At 60.7% G+C, this 17,096-nt stretch carries 17 protein-coding genes; 7 read left to right on the forward strand and 10 right to left on the reverse strand.

Going from position 1 to position 17,096, the window contains the following annotated elements; translation table 11 throughout:
* Positions 1-81: 81 nt before the first annotated feature.
* Both ACWEVR_RS22295 and ACWEVR_RS22300 read right to left on the reverse strand, forming a co-directional pair.
* Positions 82-2,169, reverse strand: a complete 2,088-nt coding sequence (locus tag ACWEVR_RS22295) for a UvrD-helicase domain-containing protein (protein WP_452468557.1) — start codon at positions 2,167-2,169, stop codon at positions 82-84.
* 82 nt (positions 2,170-2,251) lie between these two features.
* A complete protein-coding gene (locus tag ACWEVR_RS22300) occupies positions 2,252-3,769 on the reverse strand; it encodes an ATP-dependent nuclease (RefSeq protein ID WP_452468558.1) in 1,518 nt (505 codons plus the stop codon).
* Between the two features lie 271 nt (positions 3,770-4,040).
* Here ACWEVR_RS22300 and ACWEVR_RS22305 point away from each other — a divergent pair, with 271 nt between their 5' ends.
* The gene (locus ACWEVR_RS22305; RefSeq protein ID WP_452468559.1) at positions 4,041-4,358 is read left to right on the forward strand and encodes a hypothetical protein; all 318 of its coding nucleotides are present in this window, start codon (positions 4,041-4,043) and stop codon (positions 4,356-4,358) included.
* 28 nt (positions 4,359-4,386) lie between these two features.
* Here the strand turns inward: ACWEVR_RS22305 and ACWEVR_RS22310 are convergent.
* A protein-coding gene (locus ACWEVR_RS22310; protein ID WP_452468560.1) for an IS3 family transposase occupies positions 4,387-5,483 on the reverse strand; the annotation gives its coding sequence in 2 pieces (ribosomal slippage) (positions 4,387-5,265 and positions 5,268-5,483; 1,095 coding nt in all).
* 203 nt (positions 5,484-5,686) lie between these two features.
* On the opposite strand from ACWEVR_RS22310, the gene ACWEVR_RS22315 reads away from it, so the two are divergent.
* From ACWEVR_RS22315 to ACWEVR_RS22325, 3 genes are read left to right on the forward strand one after another with little or no spacing between them, the layout of a single operon-like run.
* On the forward strand, positions 5,687-6,997 hold the full coding sequence (locus tag ACWEVR_RS22315; RefSeq protein WP_452468561.1) for a hypothetical protein: 1,311 nt from the start codon (positions 5,687-5,689) through the stop codon (positions 6,995-6,997).
* Positions 6,994-7,443 (forward strand): hypothetical protein, encoded by a 450-nt coding sequence (locus tag ACWEVR_RS22320; protein WP_452468562.1) that lies wholly within the window; start codon positions 6,994-6,996, stop codon positions 7,441-7,443. Before ACWEVR_RS22315 ends, ACWEVR_RS22320 begins: the two co-directional genes overlap by 4 nt.
* A 10-nt stretch (positions 7,444-7,453) precedes the next feature.
* The gene (locus tag ACWEVR_RS22325) at positions 7,454-7,825 is read left to right on the forward strand and encodes a hypothetical protein (protein ID WP_452468563.1); all 372 of its coding nucleotides are present in this window, start codon (positions 7,454-7,456) and stop codon (positions 7,823-7,825) included.
* Between the two features lie 44 nt (positions 7,826-7,869).
* Here the strand turns inward: ACWEVR_RS22325 and ACWEVR_RS22330 are convergent, their stop codons facing one another.
* Genes ACWEVR_RS22330 through ACWEVR_RS22340 form a run of 3 tightly spaced genes read right to left on the reverse strand, consistent with a single transcriptional unit; the run spans position 7,870 to position 9,811 of the window.
* Entirely contained in the window at positions 7,870-8,310 is a 441-nt protein-coding gene (locus ACWEVR_RS22330) for a hypothetical protein (RefSeq protein WP_452468564.1), read from the reverse strand.
* Positions 8,307-9,503, reverse strand: coding sequence for a hypothetical protein (locus ACWEVR_RS22335; RefSeq protein WP_452468565.1), 1,197 nt, complete (start codon positions 9,501-9,503; stop codon positions 8,307-8,309). Before ACWEVR_RS22335 ends, ACWEVR_RS22330 begins: the two co-directional genes overlap by 4 nt.
* Positions 9,500-9,811, reverse strand: coding sequence for a hypothetical protein (locus ACWEVR_RS22340; RefSeq protein WP_452468566.1), 312 nt, complete (start codon positions 9,809-9,811; stop codon positions 9,500-9,502). Before ACWEVR_RS22340 ends, ACWEVR_RS22335 begins: the two co-directional genes overlap by 4 nt.
* A gap of 183 nt (positions 9,812-9,994) precedes the next feature.
* Between ACWEVR_RS22340 and ACWEVR_RS22345 the strand changes: the two genes are divergently transcribed.
* Positions 9,995-10,885, forward strand: coding sequence for a YbaB/EbfC family nucleoid-associated protein (locus ACWEVR_RS22345; RefSeq protein ID WP_452468567.1), 891 nt, complete (start codon positions 9,995-9,997; stop codon positions 10,883-10,885).
* Positions 10,886-11,008: 123 nt separating this feature from the next.
* Here the strand turns inward: ACWEVR_RS22345 and ACWEVR_RS22350 are convergent, their stop codons facing one another.
* Positions 11,009-12,415: a hypothetical protein gene (locus ACWEVR_RS22350; RefSeq protein ID WP_452468568.1), complete on the reverse strand. Its 1,407-nt coding sequence runs from the start codon at positions 12,413-12,415 to the stop codon at positions 11,009-11,011.
* A 188-nt stretch (positions 12,416-12,603) separates the two neighbouring features.
* Between ACWEVR_RS22350 and argS the strand changes: the two genes are divergently transcribed.
* Both argS and ACWEVR_RS22360 read left to right on the forward strand, forming a co-directional pair.
* A complete protein-coding gene (gene argS / locus ACWEVR_RS22355; protein ID WP_452468680.1) occupies positions 12,604-14,037 on the forward strand; it encodes an arginine--tRNA ligase in 1,434 nt (477 codons plus the stop codon).
* Positions 14,038-14,055: 18 nt separating this feature from the next.
* Positions 14,056-14,322: a DALR anticodon-binding domain-containing protein gene (locus ACWEVR_RS22360; protein WP_452468681.1), complete on the forward strand. Its 267-nt coding sequence runs from the start codon at positions 14,056-14,058 to the stop codon at positions 14,320-14,322.
* A 401-nt stretch (positions 14,323-14,723) separates the two neighbouring features.
* Here the strand turns inward: ACWEVR_RS22360 and ACWEVR_RS22365 are convergent, their stop codons facing one another.
* From ACWEVR_RS22365 to ACWEVR_RS22375, 3 genes are all read right to left on the reverse strand, one after another.
* The gene (locus ACWEVR_RS22365) at positions 14,724-15,113 is read right to left on the reverse strand and encodes a hypothetical protein (RefSeq protein WP_452468569.1); all 390 of its coding nucleotides are present in this window, start codon (positions 15,111-15,113) and stop codon (positions 14,724-14,726) included.
* Between the two features lie 251 nt (positions 15,114-15,364).
* The gene (locus ACWEVR_RS22370) at positions 15,365-15,928 is read right to left on the reverse strand and encodes a HEPN domain-containing protein (protein WP_452468570.1); all 564 of its coding nucleotides are present in this window, start codon (positions 15,926-15,928) and stop codon (positions 15,365-15,367) included.
* Positions 15,894-17,045, reverse strand: coding sequence for a DUF262 domain-containing protein (locus ACWEVR_RS22375; protein ID WP_452468571.1), 1,152 nt, complete (start codon positions 17,043-17,045; stop codon positions 15,894-15,896). Before ACWEVR_RS22375 ends, ACWEVR_RS22370 begins: the two co-directional genes overlap by 35 nt.
* Between the last annotated feature and the right edge of the window lie 51 nt (positions 17,046-17,096).

Below are 17,096 nucleotides of genomic sequence, written 5' to 3' on the forward strand. Positions count from 1 at the left end.
TGATGTCGTCCAAGCTACGGCAGACTGAAAGCTATGTCAATCGGAAGGTGCCGTGAAACCTTGCCATCGCGTTAACGGTTCTCAATGCCAGATGAATGCAAGCCGATCCCGTGCGCGCGTGGCCGCGACGTAGGCAAGCGCCTTGGCACGCTGCTTCGCGTCCGCGGTTTCGTAGGGGGAGCCTTGCTGGTCGAGTGCGGCTATGGGCGGCTGGCTCGGGTCGACGCCGGCGACGATCACGTTCGTGTACTCGAGACCCTTGGCGCCGGACATCGTCCGGACTGCAACCGGCATCCGCGAATCGCCGCACTGGTCATCGTCGACCGGGCAATCCGCAGCCCTGAGGCGGGAGCGGATCGTGCTAGCCGTACCGTTGTCGAAGGTGAGTACCGCGATTGTGGTCACCGATGTGCCCGACCGCTGCCATTCGCGCACCGTGTCGACGACGCAGTTCAGCATCGTCTTCTCGTTGGTGCACGGCACGAGGCTCGGTTCGGGGCCGAGACGGGCAGATCGGTAGCCGGACCCCGGCTCGATCCGGTCTTCGAGGTCCCGGAACTCGGTGCCCAGCAGGAAGCCGAGGGCGAAATCGAGGTTCTCGGCTGTGGTCCGGTAGTTCAACGTCAGTCGACGTGATCGGCCACTGAGCGCAATATTGTGATCCGAGAGCGCAATTCGTTCGTTGAAGATGCGCTGGTGGGGGTCGTCGGCGATGAAGATGTCATCGGGGCCTTCGTCGACGAGCGCGCGGACGAATCGCCAATGGACTGCGTGCAGGTCTTGGCCCTCATCCACCAGTACGTGGTCCGCGAGTGCGGCCTCACCTGCAGCGGCAGCATGCGTGAGGTGACGTCCAGCCACGGCCGCGACCTCTTGATAGCTGTACCAGTTGAACCTGGCGCAGAACGTCCGGTAAGCGTCGAAGATTTTCCAGAGCGCGACCCTCATTGCTCTGTCCAGCCGGATCCGGCGTCCGCGCCGTTCCACCGTGGCGTATTCGCGGACCGTTCGGATGCGTCGTGCGAGTACTACCGCGACGTATTCGTTCTCCAAGAACCACGGTGTGGTCAGGTGCGGCGGCAGGCGATGGTCGACCTCGGCGGCGATCCGTGGCCAGACGTAACGGTCCGGTCGATGCCCTCGCCATTGGAACTTCCGGTGGCCCAGAACATCCTGTGACGCCACTTCGACTTCTGCTGAGCTTTGTTGCAAGACCTGGACGGCGAGGCTGTCGATGCCGCCGACATAGATTCCCGGTTGCCCGAGCTTCGTTGCGAAGGCGACATCCGGGTCGAGGACGCGCAGGTTCTGTTCGAGAATAGTCGCCAGTTCCTTGGTGAAAGTCGTCAGCACCACGCGCGCATCCGGGTTGCGACGGATGAGATTACGTGCCCGATGGACCAGAATCACCGACTTGCCGGTGCCGGACCCACCCGAGACGCGGAACGAGCCGGGATAGCTCTGCTCGGCAAAGCGTCGTTGTTCCGGATGCAAGAACGTCCGCCACGCGTTGGCATCGCCGCTGTCGATCACACGGCGCAACTCGGCTGAATCGTCGGCATAGGTGAACAGCAGGCGGGAAGCGGGGCGGTCGAGGGCCGCGATGATCCGGTCGTCCTCGTCCGCGGCTGTCTCGGGCGGCGTGTGCAGTTCCAGCTGCTCGCGGATCAGTTCCGGCGACGCCCCGTCGAGGAGCTGCAGCAACGCTTGGCCTTGCCACCCCAGCTTCGCGGTGACTTCCCCGGCGAACCGAAAGAATTCGGTGCGATCGGTGATGAGGTAGGCGCGTTCGGTGACTGTGCGATCGAGTCCCAGATCGGCGGCGAGTTCGGCCGGCGAGTGCCCGGCACGTTCGAGGAGAGGGTGAGCGGGGGTTCTTGGTCGGTGGCTCACGAGCGGCAGTTGGCCGACCGTACCCTCCAGGGCGCCGGACACCGGATTCACCCGCAAGGTCGCTCTGGTCGCCTGTCGGCGGGCTTCGTTCGCTGCCCACGTGCCCATATAGATGTAGGTGGTCTCACCACCCTCTGGGTCGACGCGAAAAACCACAGCGCGATGCGTGCCGTCCACGTACGCAGTGCGCACCCGCGAATCCTTCGCGCCCGGCACCCGCTCGGTCCATGGTTCGTCGTGTAGATCGCCCTGGAACAGCGACAGCAGGTCGAACACCCGTCGTCTGAGTGCCGGGTCGTGTGATTGTGCCGCAGCGGTGGAGGTGAGGACGATCCTCGCCACTATCGCACCCGCCCGGTCACGCCGATGCCGGAGTCGGTCGCCCGCGCTGCTGTGCCTGGCGGATCAGATCGACGATCATCTTGGTCGGCTCGGGAAACTCGTTCGCCCACAAGGCAAGGAACGCATGCGCGACGTCGTGCGCCGACAAGAATCCGAGGTCTTCGCCGATCTGTTGAAAGATCAGGTGGACGTCGCGGTTCGTGGTCCTGCGGGTGCGAATCACCGAGACGACCTGCTGCTGTCGATCCAACGGCAGTCGCAGCGACAGTGTCAGTTTGGCCGCGAGCTCATCCAGGTTGGAACAGATATCGTCGAGAACGGTGCGTTCCGGGTCCGAATTTCCCGGCAGGAGATGAATCTGTTTGTCCTCGTCGGCCAGCTCGCCTTGGTCGCCGTCCAGAAAGCAGAGCGCCGGCTGCCACGTCGTGGGAATCGAATTGTGGTGCAGGGTAGCGTTCTTCGCTACCGCGGCGCCGCTCATCGCATGGATCTCGATCATGTCCAGTTCCACACCGCCGTCCCTGCGCAACGCGGTCGCCACCAGGTCCCGGGCGAACTTGTCCTCGACGAAGATCACCACGTCCGCTTCGACCTGCCCGGTAATGGCTCGAAGCGATCGCACATCGAGCTTGCCCTGGATCACCCGATCACCGAGCGCAGCCCAGATGGCCTCCGGCGGTAGCGGAGCCAAGGCATCGTTGGAGTGGGTGGTGAACACCACCTGGCACTTGCGGCGGTGGGCGACATCGATCAGATATTCGACCATCCGTTGTGTTGCCACCGGATGCAGCCCGTTCTCGATCTCTTCGATCAGGATGAGGCTGTTCTCCTCTGCGGCTTCGACTTCCGCGATGATTCTGATGACGCTGGCCTCGCCGGCGCCGAAGTGGAATTCGGAATAGCCGTCGCCCAGCGCGGTGACGCCGGAGAAGATGCTCAGCCGATCGATGTCATCGAGGAAGAGTTGCCGGAAGCCGGCCAATGGTTTGGCGAGTACCTTCTCGGCTTGATCGATGACGTGATCAGGAAGGCAGGTCTCACGAACGGCTTCGAAGGCACTGCCAACGGCTCGCCGTAGGTTCTGCCGTTCACTGGCGGGGACCGTCCGCTCCACCCCGAAGATGAGGACTCTCCGGTCGACTGCGGTCCGATTCCACTTGAGGCGTTTGAAACTCGCTGTTCGCAGGACCGGAAGCTTCCGATTCAGCCCCTTCTCGATGAGCTGATACTCGATCGACCAGTTCTGCATGCTGTCGTCGTACTTGCCGCTCTTGGCAAAGAACCGGCTCGGCGGCACCGAGCTGTAGGGAAGGCCGGCAGCGCCGAGGATGGTCGACTTGCCGCCGCCGTTGGGCCCGACAACCGCGGTAACCGGGAAGTCGAAACTCACCTCGATGTTGCTGAAGCCACGGACCTTTGCGAGCGTGAGCTTGCGCAGATACTGCCCATAGCTTTCCTTCGTAACCTTCCCCGCGAGCTCCTGAATGGTCCCGTGCCGTATCTCGCTGCGAAACCGGTTGCCTGCGTTGATCACCCGAACCACCCCCAGCTCGTCACCTGGACGCAGCCGCGCCCCGACCCCTGAGGATGATACCGCGATCGCCGTCGACGTTGATCGATCGCTTCCTCTGCCGTCCCTCGGGGCGTCGAAAGGTGCTGTTGGACAGCGACTCTAGCTGAGCGCAAGGAGATGGACGAACGGCGTACACCGGGGCTGCGGGGCACAGCGGCGCTGCGTCACCACACAGGTGGCCTGAGCCTCGGCGTCGACATTGCGGTAGTCATACCGCTGTTCACCAGAGCTGGTGTTCGCCGTCCTCGGCGCGAGTGTCCTCTGGGCAACCGGATGCTATCGTGTCGGCCAAGTACAACTGTCTCTTGGGGGCGAATTGACAGAGATGTTGCAGGCGGATATCACCGCGCTGAGTACGATGAGCACAGCGCTCGAGGCGCATGCGACCGCGATCGATGGAATAGGCATTTCACTCGAATTGATCATGCCGGGGTCTCCTATTGTTCAGGTCGAGGTTGCCGCCAAGCAGGCGGTTCTTGGTGCATACCGTGCGCTATCGTCGAATATCAGGCATATGGCTGAGGTCACGCATGTCGCCGCCAATTCATAGGGGCTGCTGCAGGATCAGGTGACAGCGGTTAAGCAGCCTGTCGGACTGCTGGGGACATGATGGTTTCGAATTCGATCGGGGTCAACCGCCCGAGGCGGGCCTGTCGACGCCGGCGGTGGTAGGTGCGTTCGATCCAGGTGACGATCGCGATCCGCAGTTGATCGCGGGTGTCCCAGCGCTGCCGGTCCAGGACGTTGCGTTGCAGCAGGCTGAAGAAGCTCTCCATGGCCGCGTTGTCAACGGCCGCACCGACGCGGCCCATGGATCCGACCATTCGATGGCGATTGAGCGCGCCGACGAATCTCCTCGAGCGAAACTGACTTCCGCGGTCGGTGTGCAGAATGCAACCGGCGACATCTCCTCGCCGGGCGACGGCATTGTTCACCGCGGCCACCGCCAGCCGAGACTTCATCCGCGAATCGATCGAGTAACCGATGATCCGGTTGGAGAACACGTCCTTGACCGCACACAAATACAACTTCCCTTCACCGGTCCAGTGTTCGGTGATATCGCTGAGCCACAAACGATTCGGGCCATCAGCGGTAAAGCTCCGCTGAACCAGATCGTCATGGACCGGCGGCCCGGGTTTGCTGTTCTTGCCGCGCCGGGGCTTGCCGAACGTGCTCCACCACCGATTGCTCGAGCAGATCCGCCACGCCGTCCGCTCGGCCATCGATTCACCGGCTTCGCGGGCCTCATCGGCCAGGAACCGGTAGCCGAATTCAGGGTCGTCGCGGTGGGCGTCGAACAACGCGTTGGCCCGGTACGCCTCGGCGACCTCGCCGACCGAGACCGGATTGGCCAGCCACCGATAGTAGGGTTGGCGAGCGAGCTGCAGCACCCGGCACGTCACCGCCACAGGGATCCCTTCGGCGGCAAGCTCTTTCACGAGCGGGTAGAGCCTTTTCCCGGGATCTGAGCCTGTGACAGATACGCCGCGGCGCGGCGCAGGACCTCGTTCTCCTGCTCGAGCAACCGGATCCGGCGGCGAGCATCCCGTAGCTCGACCGACTCAGTGCGAGTGGTCCCGGGCTTGTTCCCCTCGTCGATCTCGGCTTGTCGCATCCATTTCGACAACGTCATCGGATGGACCCCGAAATCGGCTGCGATCTGATCCAACGTCACGCCGCCGTCGCGGTTGCGGGCGACCCGAACGACATCGTCATCCTCTCAGGCTGGCCTCCTGGCCAGCCATCTCGGTTGTCACCTACCCCTGCAGCAGCCCCATATGAGAATGTCGATGGGTGGTTTGCTGATCAAGTCCGTGCTCTCGATAGCGGACAGTGATGGCGACGATCAGTCATGTTCGCGCCTGCCAGCCTCTCAGTATGGTGACCTATGGCTCACACCTGGCTGCGCAGAACACTTTCTTCGCACAGGTTGCTGAGCAGGTTGAGCGAGATGTCGACTCGGCGATGGACGGATGGCAAGGTGACGCCGCTGCCGCGGCGTCTGGACGTGCTGTAGCAGACAAGCTGTCTGCCACTAACATCGATGAGGTAACCACGCGGCTGGTCGGCCACTACAAAAGCTTCGGCGGCAATATGGAAGGCATTCGGGCCGCGTTGCTCCGGATCGTCGACGATGAGGTTCCGCAGGCGGGCATGACCGTTTCCGACGACGGCACTGTCACTGCTCCGACGGTACCGGGCAGTGCCGCAGATACCACGACGTTAATCCTGCAGATGCGACTTGATGGCCAAGCCGCAGGATATCAGACGCGCATAAAGGAACTACTTCACGACTTTGGCCTGGCAGAGTTGGGTGCCGTACAGGCGATCCAAATTGAGGTGAGCGCTCTGCAAGTGTTGGCAAAGTCACCCGCAGCCCCTATCCCTGAACCACCTACGGTAGTAGTGGATGGTCAGACGTACAAGATTGGGCTGCCTGAGACGCCACATCTATCGACCGACCAAGGGTTCGTTCCTGGCTCGGCAACGCCTGGGATCGGCGACTATATTTCAGCGGCCAAATGGAAGGCGATGTTGAATGGTGGGGAGCTGGGCCGCTCGGACTTGGATGACTCTACTGCAGCTTACCGCCACTACTGGGAAGGTGGCGGCACACCGTTCGAATTCGACTATGAGGAGGCATACCGTGAGGACCCGAACATCAAAGCGGCGGTAGACAGCGAGATCACTCGTGCTGCGATGGCAGCTGATGCTCTTGCGCGCGAGGGAAACACCAACTTTCAAATGACCGGCACTGCGGCAGACATCGGGGGCGCTGGGGGAGACTATCCGGCCACTGAGAATTGGCAGAAGACGATCGGGGCCTATCAGCAATGGAGTCATTCCAATGTGCGGGTGGAAGGCGACCGTGTGGTAATGGATGTTACGGTCGAAGCGATGGACTACTACAATTTCAATCAAGGTGCTGCGGACCTGGCGACCGGAGCATCCGATAATGAGAACGGTAGATTTGCCGAGCTGGGATGGGCTCACGATTTCGAGACCAATGGCAAGGTGACGAGGACCGTGTCATGGGAGCTTGGTCAACCTCCGTCGACTGCGACCGTGTCGGAAACATCCGTGACAGAGCGTAATCCGGGGCGAGAAGATCGAGTAGACAACCGTGACTCTAGTGGACCCCGAACGCCGGTCGAGAACAACGACGAATCGGGAAGGCCGCGAAAATGACTGCACGACACCTCATTCCGCTTCTGGCGGCGATGCTCTTGGCTGCAATGGGTTGTAGCTCACCGGCCTCGGAATCATCTGAGCCCTCCGCCGAGGTTCGTCATGACCAAGAGCCGCTGACGAAGCGGTTCCCGTTGATAGATGAACCTGTATCGGTCAGCTGGATCACTTGGAACAACGAGCGGGGTCGTGTGCCTGGCCCGACTACCTACTGGATCCAAGCTGTCGTAGAGTTGCGACCCGAGATTGCCGACGAGATGCGATCGACGTTCAAACTCTCCTCCTCGCAACCGAAGCCGTTCGAGCCCGCGCTGGAACCGAGTGTGCCATCGGTGAGTTATGTGTCCGGCCCTGAAATAAATTCTGCATTCAGCGTGAATGGATGGAAGTCCAGCGTGTACTTACAAGCTGATGGGCAGACGCTCCTCATCGACACAGTGGACTGAAGGAGGAGCAATGAGTGTGCCAGGGAGCGAGGACCAACTCGGATTAAAGGTTCGCCGAGCCCAAGAGGCGTTGGCCGAGATTCGCGGCGTGGGCACCTCTGGGAAGGTTCGAGTTGTTGTCGACGCAAACAACAAACTTCTCGACGTGTTCGTTCCAGGGCTTGATCTGGACACCACCGATGCGATCATCGCTGCCTACAGCGCAGCCGTCGCAGACCAGCAACCGAGGATCGCAGAAGCGACCCGCGAGATCATGGCTGACCCCCAATTCGAATCGGTCTCGGCATTTGTGCGCGCGAACTCGAAAAGTCCTGCACCAACGTGGACCGAGGAAGACGAGGATCGTTACTTCGAGGAGCAAAACCGTCGTGGGTGGCGCTGATCGAGAGCGTAGACACCTTGTGGCCTACACCTGGGTATCACGTGCTACCAGCTGTCGATCTCAGCCGGAATGCGCTGCGGACTACGGATCTTAAGCCAGTTGCCATCGGCCTGACGATCGAATCGGGAGGTCCCCACGTCTCCTGAATAGACCCACAGCTGCTCGGGTTCGCTCGAAAGCCAGCCGACGACATAGCGGTGATGCCGACTGGTGCTGTACCGGTCAGTGTCACGGAAGACGATCTGACCGGTTCCAGTGTCGGTGATGGACACGAACATCGAGAGCGGCTCACTCGGGTTCACCTCGGCCTGAAACCGCCCACTCGGCGACACCGCGGGTTTGCCTGGCTGCGCAAAAATGCTGTGCAGAGGCGTCGCTGTCGTCGTCTCAACACTGTTGGCTCGCGAATGATCCGGGCCTGCACACGCAGTCGCACTCACCGTGGCGAGCACCAACAACGAGGCGATCAGCCGAAATCTACTCATTTCGGGTACCCGGTCTGGCTGATTACCCGCTCCGAAGCGTCCATGATCAGGGTCGTGTTGGCATTCCAATTGATGTGGATGTCGTACGGATCCGCCTGTTTGAGGCTGATCGCTTCTGCAACTCTGTTCTTGTCCTGGTCGGACTCGTACTGCTTGTTTGCATCGATCGTGTCGTTCCAGGTGTAGCTGTTGAACATCGTCACTTCGTACGTGCCGTCGCCTCTGTCGCGGACGGTGGAATTAGGAACGAATGTGAAGCCGCCGACGTCGTCGTTGGTGCCATGGAGATACTGGTATCCGATGATCTGCTCACCATTCTCGATCTCCATTTGGAGTCGTTGTGGTGTGCCTGCCTGGGATGCGTTGCCATTCTGCAAATACCCTTGCAGTGCTGCCGCCGCAGCTGTCGTGACCGGTTCTTCGAGCTGGCTGCGGAGCAGTTGGTTGTTCATCATGTATTCCGACCACTTGGGGTCGCTGTTGATGTACCAATCCCCGCCACCGGTCAGGTATCGCGCCAGGATCGCGCGGCCTTGCTCATCGGACGTGGTATCCCAGATGTCCCGGTTTATCGACTGCGGTGCGCCGGTAGCAATGATCGGCGACGCGTCGGGCAGATTCGTGAACGCTGTTGTGATCGCTTCGGCGACGGCTGCCGCAGCCGAGCGTGCCTGCGTCAGTGCTTGTTTCACCGTGACTGTCGACGCATCCGCGTCCACCTGGAGTGCTCCGGCTGCGGTCGAGTACGACGACGCGTCCGGCAACTGCGACAGCAACGTCTGGTGTGTACTGGCCGAGATCGTCACTGTGCCGTCGTCAGCGACCTCATAGCCGTTTGCCTCTGCGGTTTTCACCGCGTTCACGACGGCAGATTTGGCCGACTCCAAGCTGCTCGCACCCGACTGGGCCGCCGCCGCGCCGTCCTGTAGGGCCGCTATGAAGGTCCTGGCTGATGTGCGGATCTCATCGTGCTTGGTTCGCATTGCTTCTGCCGCGGTTCCGGCCCAGAAATCTCGTCCCGCATCGACAGCGCGATCTTGGTTGTCGTCGAAGGTGAGCAGCTTCGTCGCCTGGGCGGACCAGGCATCGGCCCGCGCGGTCAAAGTTGCGGTGTCCCACGCGAGCACCTGCGCAACCGTCAACCCGGTGGCCTCGGCGACTGCCTGCTGCTCGGTGGTGCCAAGTGTCGTCACGACAGCGCCGACTGTGCTGCTGCAATGTTGCCGGCGTTCTGGGTGTCCTTGCTCTGGAACTCCGTGACTGCGGTCGAGGTAGCTGTCGACAATGCCGCGTACTCAATGACCAACGACTGCGCTGCCTGTGCGATTTTGCCGAGCGCTGTGGTCGCCGCATCTGGGATCTTTGTGCCGGGAAACATCAGCGCCGTATTCTCGGTGTCCCCGCTGAACACTGCCGTTATCTCCGACTCGGCCTTGGCAAGAGTTGCCGCGAGCTCCTGTGTTCGTACCGGATCGAGATCCAGACCCTTTGAATCAGACACGATTCCCCCCTTCGCACGTTCCCCGGTCGGCGGCTACGCTATCCGCTGCTCAACGCCGTCGCAACAGTTGACGGATCAGGCCGACAAACACGAACACTCAACTCGTGGTGATCATCTCAGCCCGCCCCGCGTCGGTGCGGAAGCGGTAGGCTCAGCGGTGGAGTAGCTAGAGAAGGTTGCTGTATGGGGGATGTCGACCCGGTCTCGGGGCAGATCGAAAGGCTCCAACGCGCCCTCACCGATGCCCGCGGTACGGCGACCAGTGCCGACGGAACAGTGCGGGTGGAAGTCGGCGCGAACGGTACGTTGCACCGTATCGAATTGGGCGTTGGTGGAGAGGATCTCGAACCGCGGCGGTTGGTCGAGACGATCGTCGAACTACATCGACAAGCCACTGTCGACGCGGCGGCATCGGTGCGCGACGCTGTTGCTTCGCTGAGTAGCGACCCCCGTTTGCGGGAAGACCGTCAAGAGATTGTCGACCAGCTGGCCCGGCCACCATCGCCGAATGAAGGCTCCAGCCACGCGGCGCCCTCCGCCCCGGCTGTTCCACCGAACGATTGGGCAGCGGAGAACACCAGGTCTGCGTCACCGCAGCGGGTCTCCCTGCCCGGGCTGACGCAGGACAGAGGCTTTGACCACGATCGCAAAGGCGGGCCCGGGTTGGTACGACCACCGTCCCCCTCGGCATCTCGCACCGCACCGGAATCGCGGCTACCAAGTCGCACTGGCACCTGGACGAGCTCGGTTTCCCCGTTCGACCCGGTCACATTCCTTCCGACGGCCAGTCGTCATGTGAAGAACTCCGAACCGCACGTAAGTGGCACCGACCGAAGCCCGCTCGTCGATTCGGAATTCACTGACGTCGCGGATCGGACTTCACCGGAAGTCGATCGGGTCATTGCCGCGCAGATGAGTGACGTAGGCCAGGCCGATCGTGACACTGCCGATTCGGAGCCCATGGACTCAATCGCCGCGTGGGGCGATCCGGCGGACGAGTCCGATGCCGCCTGGCCGCAGGACGACTATGTCCCGACTTCCTGGGAATGGTGGGCTTTGCCCTCCACTGACTGACGGCGGTCGCTGACAGGCTCAGTCTTCGCCTGCTATCAGCGGTCTGGAGATCGTCGTCCGGACTCCGGTCGACGATCAGTCGCTGAGACTGAGGCGATTAGGGTTTCTGAACAGCTTGGTGATTCAGTCGCTCATTGGACTCTCCATGCGGTGCAACCGGTTACGCCCGCCAGAAGTGCTCGAACGCCGTCTGATCCTGGTCTGGCGCTCACGCGTCGTCTCGTTCCCCCGCTCGACAGCGACGACAGCGCCGTTTCCGGCTTCGAGTCGACTCCTCACCAGTTCCCGCAACTGTTCTGCTGCAACTCCCACTGTGCCGGTCAGACCATTCTTGACGAGGTCTATAAATTGAGTGTTGTTCAGGTATCGATCAATTTGTTTGTAGCCGAGCAACCGGCCGGCTATGCCATCCTGGTGGGTGCGACCGCTGAGGGTCGACTCATGCGATAGCAGCAGACGAACATACGAGACCGGGACATACATTCCTGGGACGAGTTCGTCTGCCGGGCATGGTGACGGTCCGACAGGCCAATGCGCCAGCTTCACGAAGCACGGGTCGTGGCTCAGGCGCCAGTCGTCGGGCTCCTGAGCGGTCCGACTGAGTGTGCGCACCTGTTCGAGCCTCGTCAGCTGCTCCATGAGACGGTCGTCCACCGAAAGAGAACGGTCGGGGTCGAGGCGCTTGTATTGCACGAGAACGAAGCTCGCGGTTTGCTCGTGATAGTAGATGAGGTCGGTGCCGAGGCGGGCTTCTACAGGGGTCGCATTGACATTGGCGATCTCTACCCGTCGGCCCGATGCATCGGCGAATACGTGGATGTCGCAGCGTGTCGAAGATGATTGGGTCCAGTCATGAAAAACGGCATTGCCGAAAAACACTCGGGAATCATGGTCGATCAAGCTGTGCTCGACAGGGGCTGGAATCAGGCCGGCGAGATAGGGCTCATCGTTCGACGCAGGACGTTGCCGCCCCGCGAGTTCGGTCGGCTGGATGCCGACAATGCGCGCCGTCATACCGAGTGCATCACGTTCTTCCTGCCACCGAGCTTCAGCTTCATTGCGGCTGTCCAGAATCACAGGGTTTGCGACCGCCATCAACCAGCCCACGAGGACCTCGAGTCCTGCGCTTCGACGTGTTATTTCTGCACGTACGGCAGCCCACGTGTGATTGCTGATCACGCCTACACCACCGATCCTGCAGGCAGACTGAAACTCTCGCTGCAGCGCTGGAGCCGCGTCTTTCAGAATGCCGGCATGACCACTGACAGGAATATCATCGAAGACCTCGCGTAGCGGGTCGATGGTGATCGTTCTGTCGAATCGTCCTGATGCTCCTTGCTGTGCGACCACCCCGAGCCAGGCCAGGTGACGGTTGCCGCTGTCGTCTTCGCGGAGAATCATGGCCAGACGCGAGTAGTGCCGGGGTTCGGCCGTGTTTTTCGCGAAGGCCTTGGTCAGCCGCTGCGTCGTCCGCAACTGCGACTGCTCCGCCAAAAGCGCTCTGTCACTGAGTGTTACGACAAAGACCACACGGACAGCGTATTCCATGACACGGCTGCCGCGGGGAGGCTGGGCTGGGTCGTGCGCCCGACCGACTGGCGGTCGTGGTGTCGAAAGGCATCGGGCACTGCGACAATGGCCGCACAGTCCCTCATTCGAAAGGAACCAAGGTGAGCTCTGCCGGTGTTGTACCGCTGCTCGGACGTGTCGCTGCCGCTGTGTCGGAGGCGATCGTCCGAGTCCGTCCTGAAGTGACGGATGCGGACCCGGTAGTGCGACGATCCGACCGCGCTGATTTTCAGTCCAACGCCGCGTTACCGCTGGCCAAGAGGCTCGGTATGCCGCCTGCTCAGCTCGGTAGTGAGATCGCTGCCGATGTCGAGCGGACCGATAACGTGATTGCCGACGTGCAGGTCTCAGGTCCCGGATTTCTCAACATCACGCTGACCGACTCGGCGATCTGGGAATCGGTCGCTGCGCGGCTGGCCGACGATCGGCTCGGCGTACCGGCCACAGAGGAAGGGCGTCGGGTGGTCATCGACTACTCGGCGCCGAACGTGGCCAAGGAAATGCACGTGGGACACCTGCGCACCACCATCATCGGTGACAGCCTCGCCCGGGTCTTCGGATTTCTCAGTGCCGACGTGGTGCGAGCTAATCACCTCGGCGACTGGGGAACCCAGTTCGGGATGCTCATCCAATACATCGATGAGCACACCGAATCGCCCTGGCACACAGAGGAACTCGATCCCGACACAAGCTCGGTGTCGGCGCTGGACAGCCTGTACAAGGCCGCCCGCGCGCAATTCGATGCCGACAAGGAATTCGCGGACCGAGCACGGACCAGGGTGGTTGCGCTTCAGGCGGGCGATCCAGCGACGGTTGCACGGTGGCGCGAGATCGTGACCGAATCGGAGAAGGCGTTCGGAGCGATCTACAACCGCCTCGGGGTCCTGCTCACCCCTGACGACTACGTCGGCGAGTCGTTCTACAACGATCTGCTGGCCGACACGGTGACCGAACTGGTCGACAAAGGAGTGGCGATCGACAGTGACGGCGCAGTCGTCGTCTTGTCCGAGCAGGTCAACGGCCCTGACGGCAAGCCCGCCGTCCTGATGGCCCGCAAACGGGACGGTGGCTACGGTTACGACAGCACAGACCTGGCCACGATCCGGTACCGGATTTCCACGCTCCATGCGGATCGTCTGCTATACGTCACGGACTCCCGCCAAGCACTGCACTTTCAGCTGATATTCGAGGCCGCACGTCGGGTCGGTTGGCTTACCGAGGCAATCCAGGTCGACCATGTTGCCTACGGCACGATCCTCGGGCCGGACGGTCGGCCGTTCAAAACCCGTGCGGGCGGCACAGTTCGGTTGATGGATCTGCTGGATGAAGCCGTCGCTCGCGTGCGCGCGGTGGTCACGGAGAAGAACCCGGACTTGCCGTCGGCGGAACTCGACACCATCGCCGAACAAGCCGGCATCGGAGCGGTGAAGTACGCGGATCTGTCGACTTCGCGGGTCAAGGACTACACCTTCGACCCCGTGCGGATGACCTCGCTCAACGGCAACACCGGTGTCTACCTGCAGTACGCGCACGCGCGTGTCCGTTCGATTCTGCGCAAAGTCGGTTCGACAACCCTGCCTTAGATTGACACCGGCGTCGCGCTGGAACCGGCCGAGCGCGAGCTTTCTCTGATGCTCGACGGATACGCAGATGTTCTCACAGAAGTCGCTGACTCCCTCGAACCGCACCGGCTGGCGGGCTACCTCTACGAACTGGCGCGTAGCTACACCGCGTTCTACGACGCGTGCCCCGTCGTCGCCGCGGAGGAGCCGATTCGTACCAACCGAATCGCGCTGTGTCAGTTGACTGCCCGGACGCTCGAACTCGGTTTGGGGCAACTGGGGATCGCAGCACCGCAACGTATGTGACCGAGCGGCCGGGCACATCACAGCAACGGTGCGGCCGGCCGAAGGCGCTCCATAAGCTGCACGAAACGGCTCGACAGCGAAAGGCAGACGAATCCAGGATGACGCAAAACGGCCCGTTTACCGTGCACTCGCCGGAGTCGACATCGGACCCGGATGCCAACACCCGTAACGAGTGGGACGCGTTCTCCGGGATCGGACAGCTTCGAGACCACTGGACAGTCAAATCTTGGGCGCCGGGTCGGACGGGCTACAGCTGTACCTGACTTTCGGCCATCCGGAGTTGATGGATCTCGCCGCAGAGTCCAGGCGTGCTTTGCCATCGATCGTTTCGACCCAGTGCCGCTTGATGCCCTCCATGTCACCATTAGCGGTGTCGGCGCGCAGCTCCCGTGTCGTACCGGCTAAATTGCGTGGGCCTCGGCCTCATAGCGGACGACGATGCTGTCGACGGCGAGACTGAGCGCGCCCACGAGCTCAACGTCGCTGCGGACGTCTGCCAAAGTTTGGTGTCCAACAATTGCATCGGTCTGCTCGAATCCGACGGCGACTTGCGTCATCGGCTGGCTCACCCCGCGGGCATTTTCGAGCCGAATGCGCTGGTCCTCGCCGACGTTGTAAGAGGGTGTCCATCGCTGCCGTTCGCTGGCCAGTGAGAGTGATTGTCGCGCCACGCCTTTCCCGCTTCCGGACAACCGTTTCAATGAACCCGAGTCGCTCCGCGAATTCTGTCTTGGTGAGCCGAAGGGCGGCCGTCCGCATCGCGCGAACTCGATACCAGTTTGCAATGTCATAACGCCCTTTCTAGAGATCCATTGCCAGCCTGCCCCCGGGGGTATGAGGATAGGAGCTGTTCTAGCTGAGGTCGGCGATGTGTGCCGGACCGTCCATCGACCATGTCAACTCCTTGACAGCTGCTCATGCACGATGTTTAAGGTGCTGATCGGCGGCGGGTATTGAACCGCGTCGCCGATTCGTCAGTCCGATTAAGTCTATGGGCGGAATCTCATAGACCCTGCCAAGTCTGAATATTTCCGCTAGCCGATCATCTCTTCGGCCATGTTTGACTGTTGTCTGGATTGAATTTTTCCAGAAACCATTCTGATATTTCTATTGCGCATTTGTACAGACTGATCGCCTTGGTTCCTGTCAGTCCTTCGTTTAGGCCATGGGCAATCTTGTGGCGCCGGTCTACTAAGAGTGAAATTTCTCGATTCAGGCGCTGGTCGTCATCGTCTAGGAGCTTTCGGAAATCTTCCTCGAACTGCCCCCCGAATCGGCCAGCTATTTCCAACATGCTGTCTGGTGACGGGTTCTTGCTTCTAGAGACCCATGACTGGGCGTAGGCTCGCACGGGACCGCCTGCTTTTGCGTCGAGATATGCGCGCACGGCCTCATAAATGACTTGCTCAAGATAGCCGCACGTCCTAACCACGAAAAATCTTACGATCCAGATACGTTCATCATCGGTGCTTTTCTCTGGCGGATGTTCGACCCAGTCGGCGATGGAATCCAGGGACTGGCGCAGAGATATCAGGCTCCTCGGAGGCCATGACGAGGACACAATCTCCCCTTTATTTTGACGAGAACGCGTGAGTTGCCATTTCAAGGCGCTTTCGAACGTATTCTTCCGTCGCAGTTGACCCCGAGATAGTTGCAGCGGTTTCCGGATTTCTTGTGAACGTTTGAACTGCCGTCGAAACCTCGTTCGGTGAGGGGGTTGCGCCGACAGTTAGCCTGCGCATGAGACCGACATATAGAGCTTCGGTGAGGGCGGCGTTTACTTGAGAGCTCTGGTATCTCAGCGCGGCCCTGCCTGGGCCTTCGATTAGAAGGTCTGAACAAGTTGTAAAGAGCTCCAAGACCTTTGCTCGATCAATTCCCTGCAGATTCCGGTGCTCGCCAAGAAATTCGTTAAGAAATTTCTTCTGTGGACGAAAATAATTCGAAGATGAATAGTACAGCGCGATTATTCGGAGTATCAATTCCTGGTCGCGAAGTCTAAGAGATCTTGACCCATAGAGGAATCGCCATGCAGGTAGCTTGTTCAATTCTTCTAGAAAGTCCACCAGTGCGCCTGGGTACAGGGCAATCCTAATTTCGTGCGGGGTAAGCTGCGTTCCGCCAGAATTGAGGCGTTCGAACACCTGGTAGATGGCTTCAAGTGACCGGTTTGTTCCGTCGGTCTTGACAATCGTTGCTTGAATAAAAGTGTTGTCGAGCTGGCGCCGCTGCTCCGGGGAGAGGCTGCGGTAGTTCAGCCCCTTGAATTCATCTGCCACATTCTCCAGCGTGAACTCTTTTCCGGCATGGACGCCCTGGTAAAAAGCCTCAAGCGTTCGCAGCCTCTGCTGTCCATCAAGGACTAGATATCTGCGGTCGACTTGTTGAACAAGCATAATACCGGGTATAGGATATCCCATCAATAGTGACTCTATAAATCGGTCCATTTGGGGTCGCCGCCATACAAAACCTCTTTGGAATCCAGCCACCTCAAGCGAGCTGTCCCCGTGCCCAAAGGTCGGGATTGTAATGTCGCCCCTCTTCAGTCTGCGTACCAGACCTTCAACATCGAAATCGGTGCCTGTGTAGGCGACTGGCTCAGAATCGGCCTCAGCGCTGGTGACATCTTCAACTTCTTCGGGAGTCAGCGCTTCGTCCTCTTCGGGAGTCAGCGCCTCGTCTGGGGCGTCGGAACCAGCTGAGTTCGCGTGGTTGTCTGTCATACAAGACAAGATAGATCAACGCCGAGCGATCGGGAGCCATGAGCCGCCGGT

The sequence above is a fragment of the Nocardia sp. NPDC003979 genome, assembly GCF_053605015.1.

Bases quoted from the DNA above. Each gene is read 5' to 3' on its own strand.
- ACWEVR_RS22315 (WP_452468561.1), top strand. From the start codon at position 5,687: ATGGTGACCTATGGCTCACACCTGGCTGCGCAGAACACTTTCTTCGCA.
- ACWEVR_RS22320 (WP_452468562.1), top strand. From the start codon at position 6,994: ATGACTGCACGACACCTCATTCCGCTTCTGGCGGCGATGCTCTTGGCT.
- ACWEVR_RS22325 (WP_452468563.1), top strand. From the start codon at position 7,454: ATGAGTGTGCCAGGGAGCGAGGACCAACTCGGATTAAAGGTTCGCCGA.
- ACWEVR_RS22330 (WP_452468564.1), bottom strand. From the start codon at position 8,310: ATGAGTAGATTTCGGCTGATCGCCTCGTTGTTGGTGCTCGCCACGGTG.
- ACWEVR_RS22345 (WP_452468567.1), top strand. From the start codon at position 9,995: ATGGGGGATGTCGACCCGGTCTCGGGGCAGATCGAAAGGCTCCAACGC.
- ACWEVR_RS22365 (WP_452468569.1), bottom strand. From the start codon at position 15,113: ATGACATTGCAAACTGGTATCGAGTTCGCGCGATGCGGACGGCCGCCC.
- ACWEVR_RS22375 (WP_452468571.1), bottom strand. From the start codon at position 17,045: ATGACAGACAACCACGCGAACTCAGCTGGTTCCGACGCCCCAGACGAG.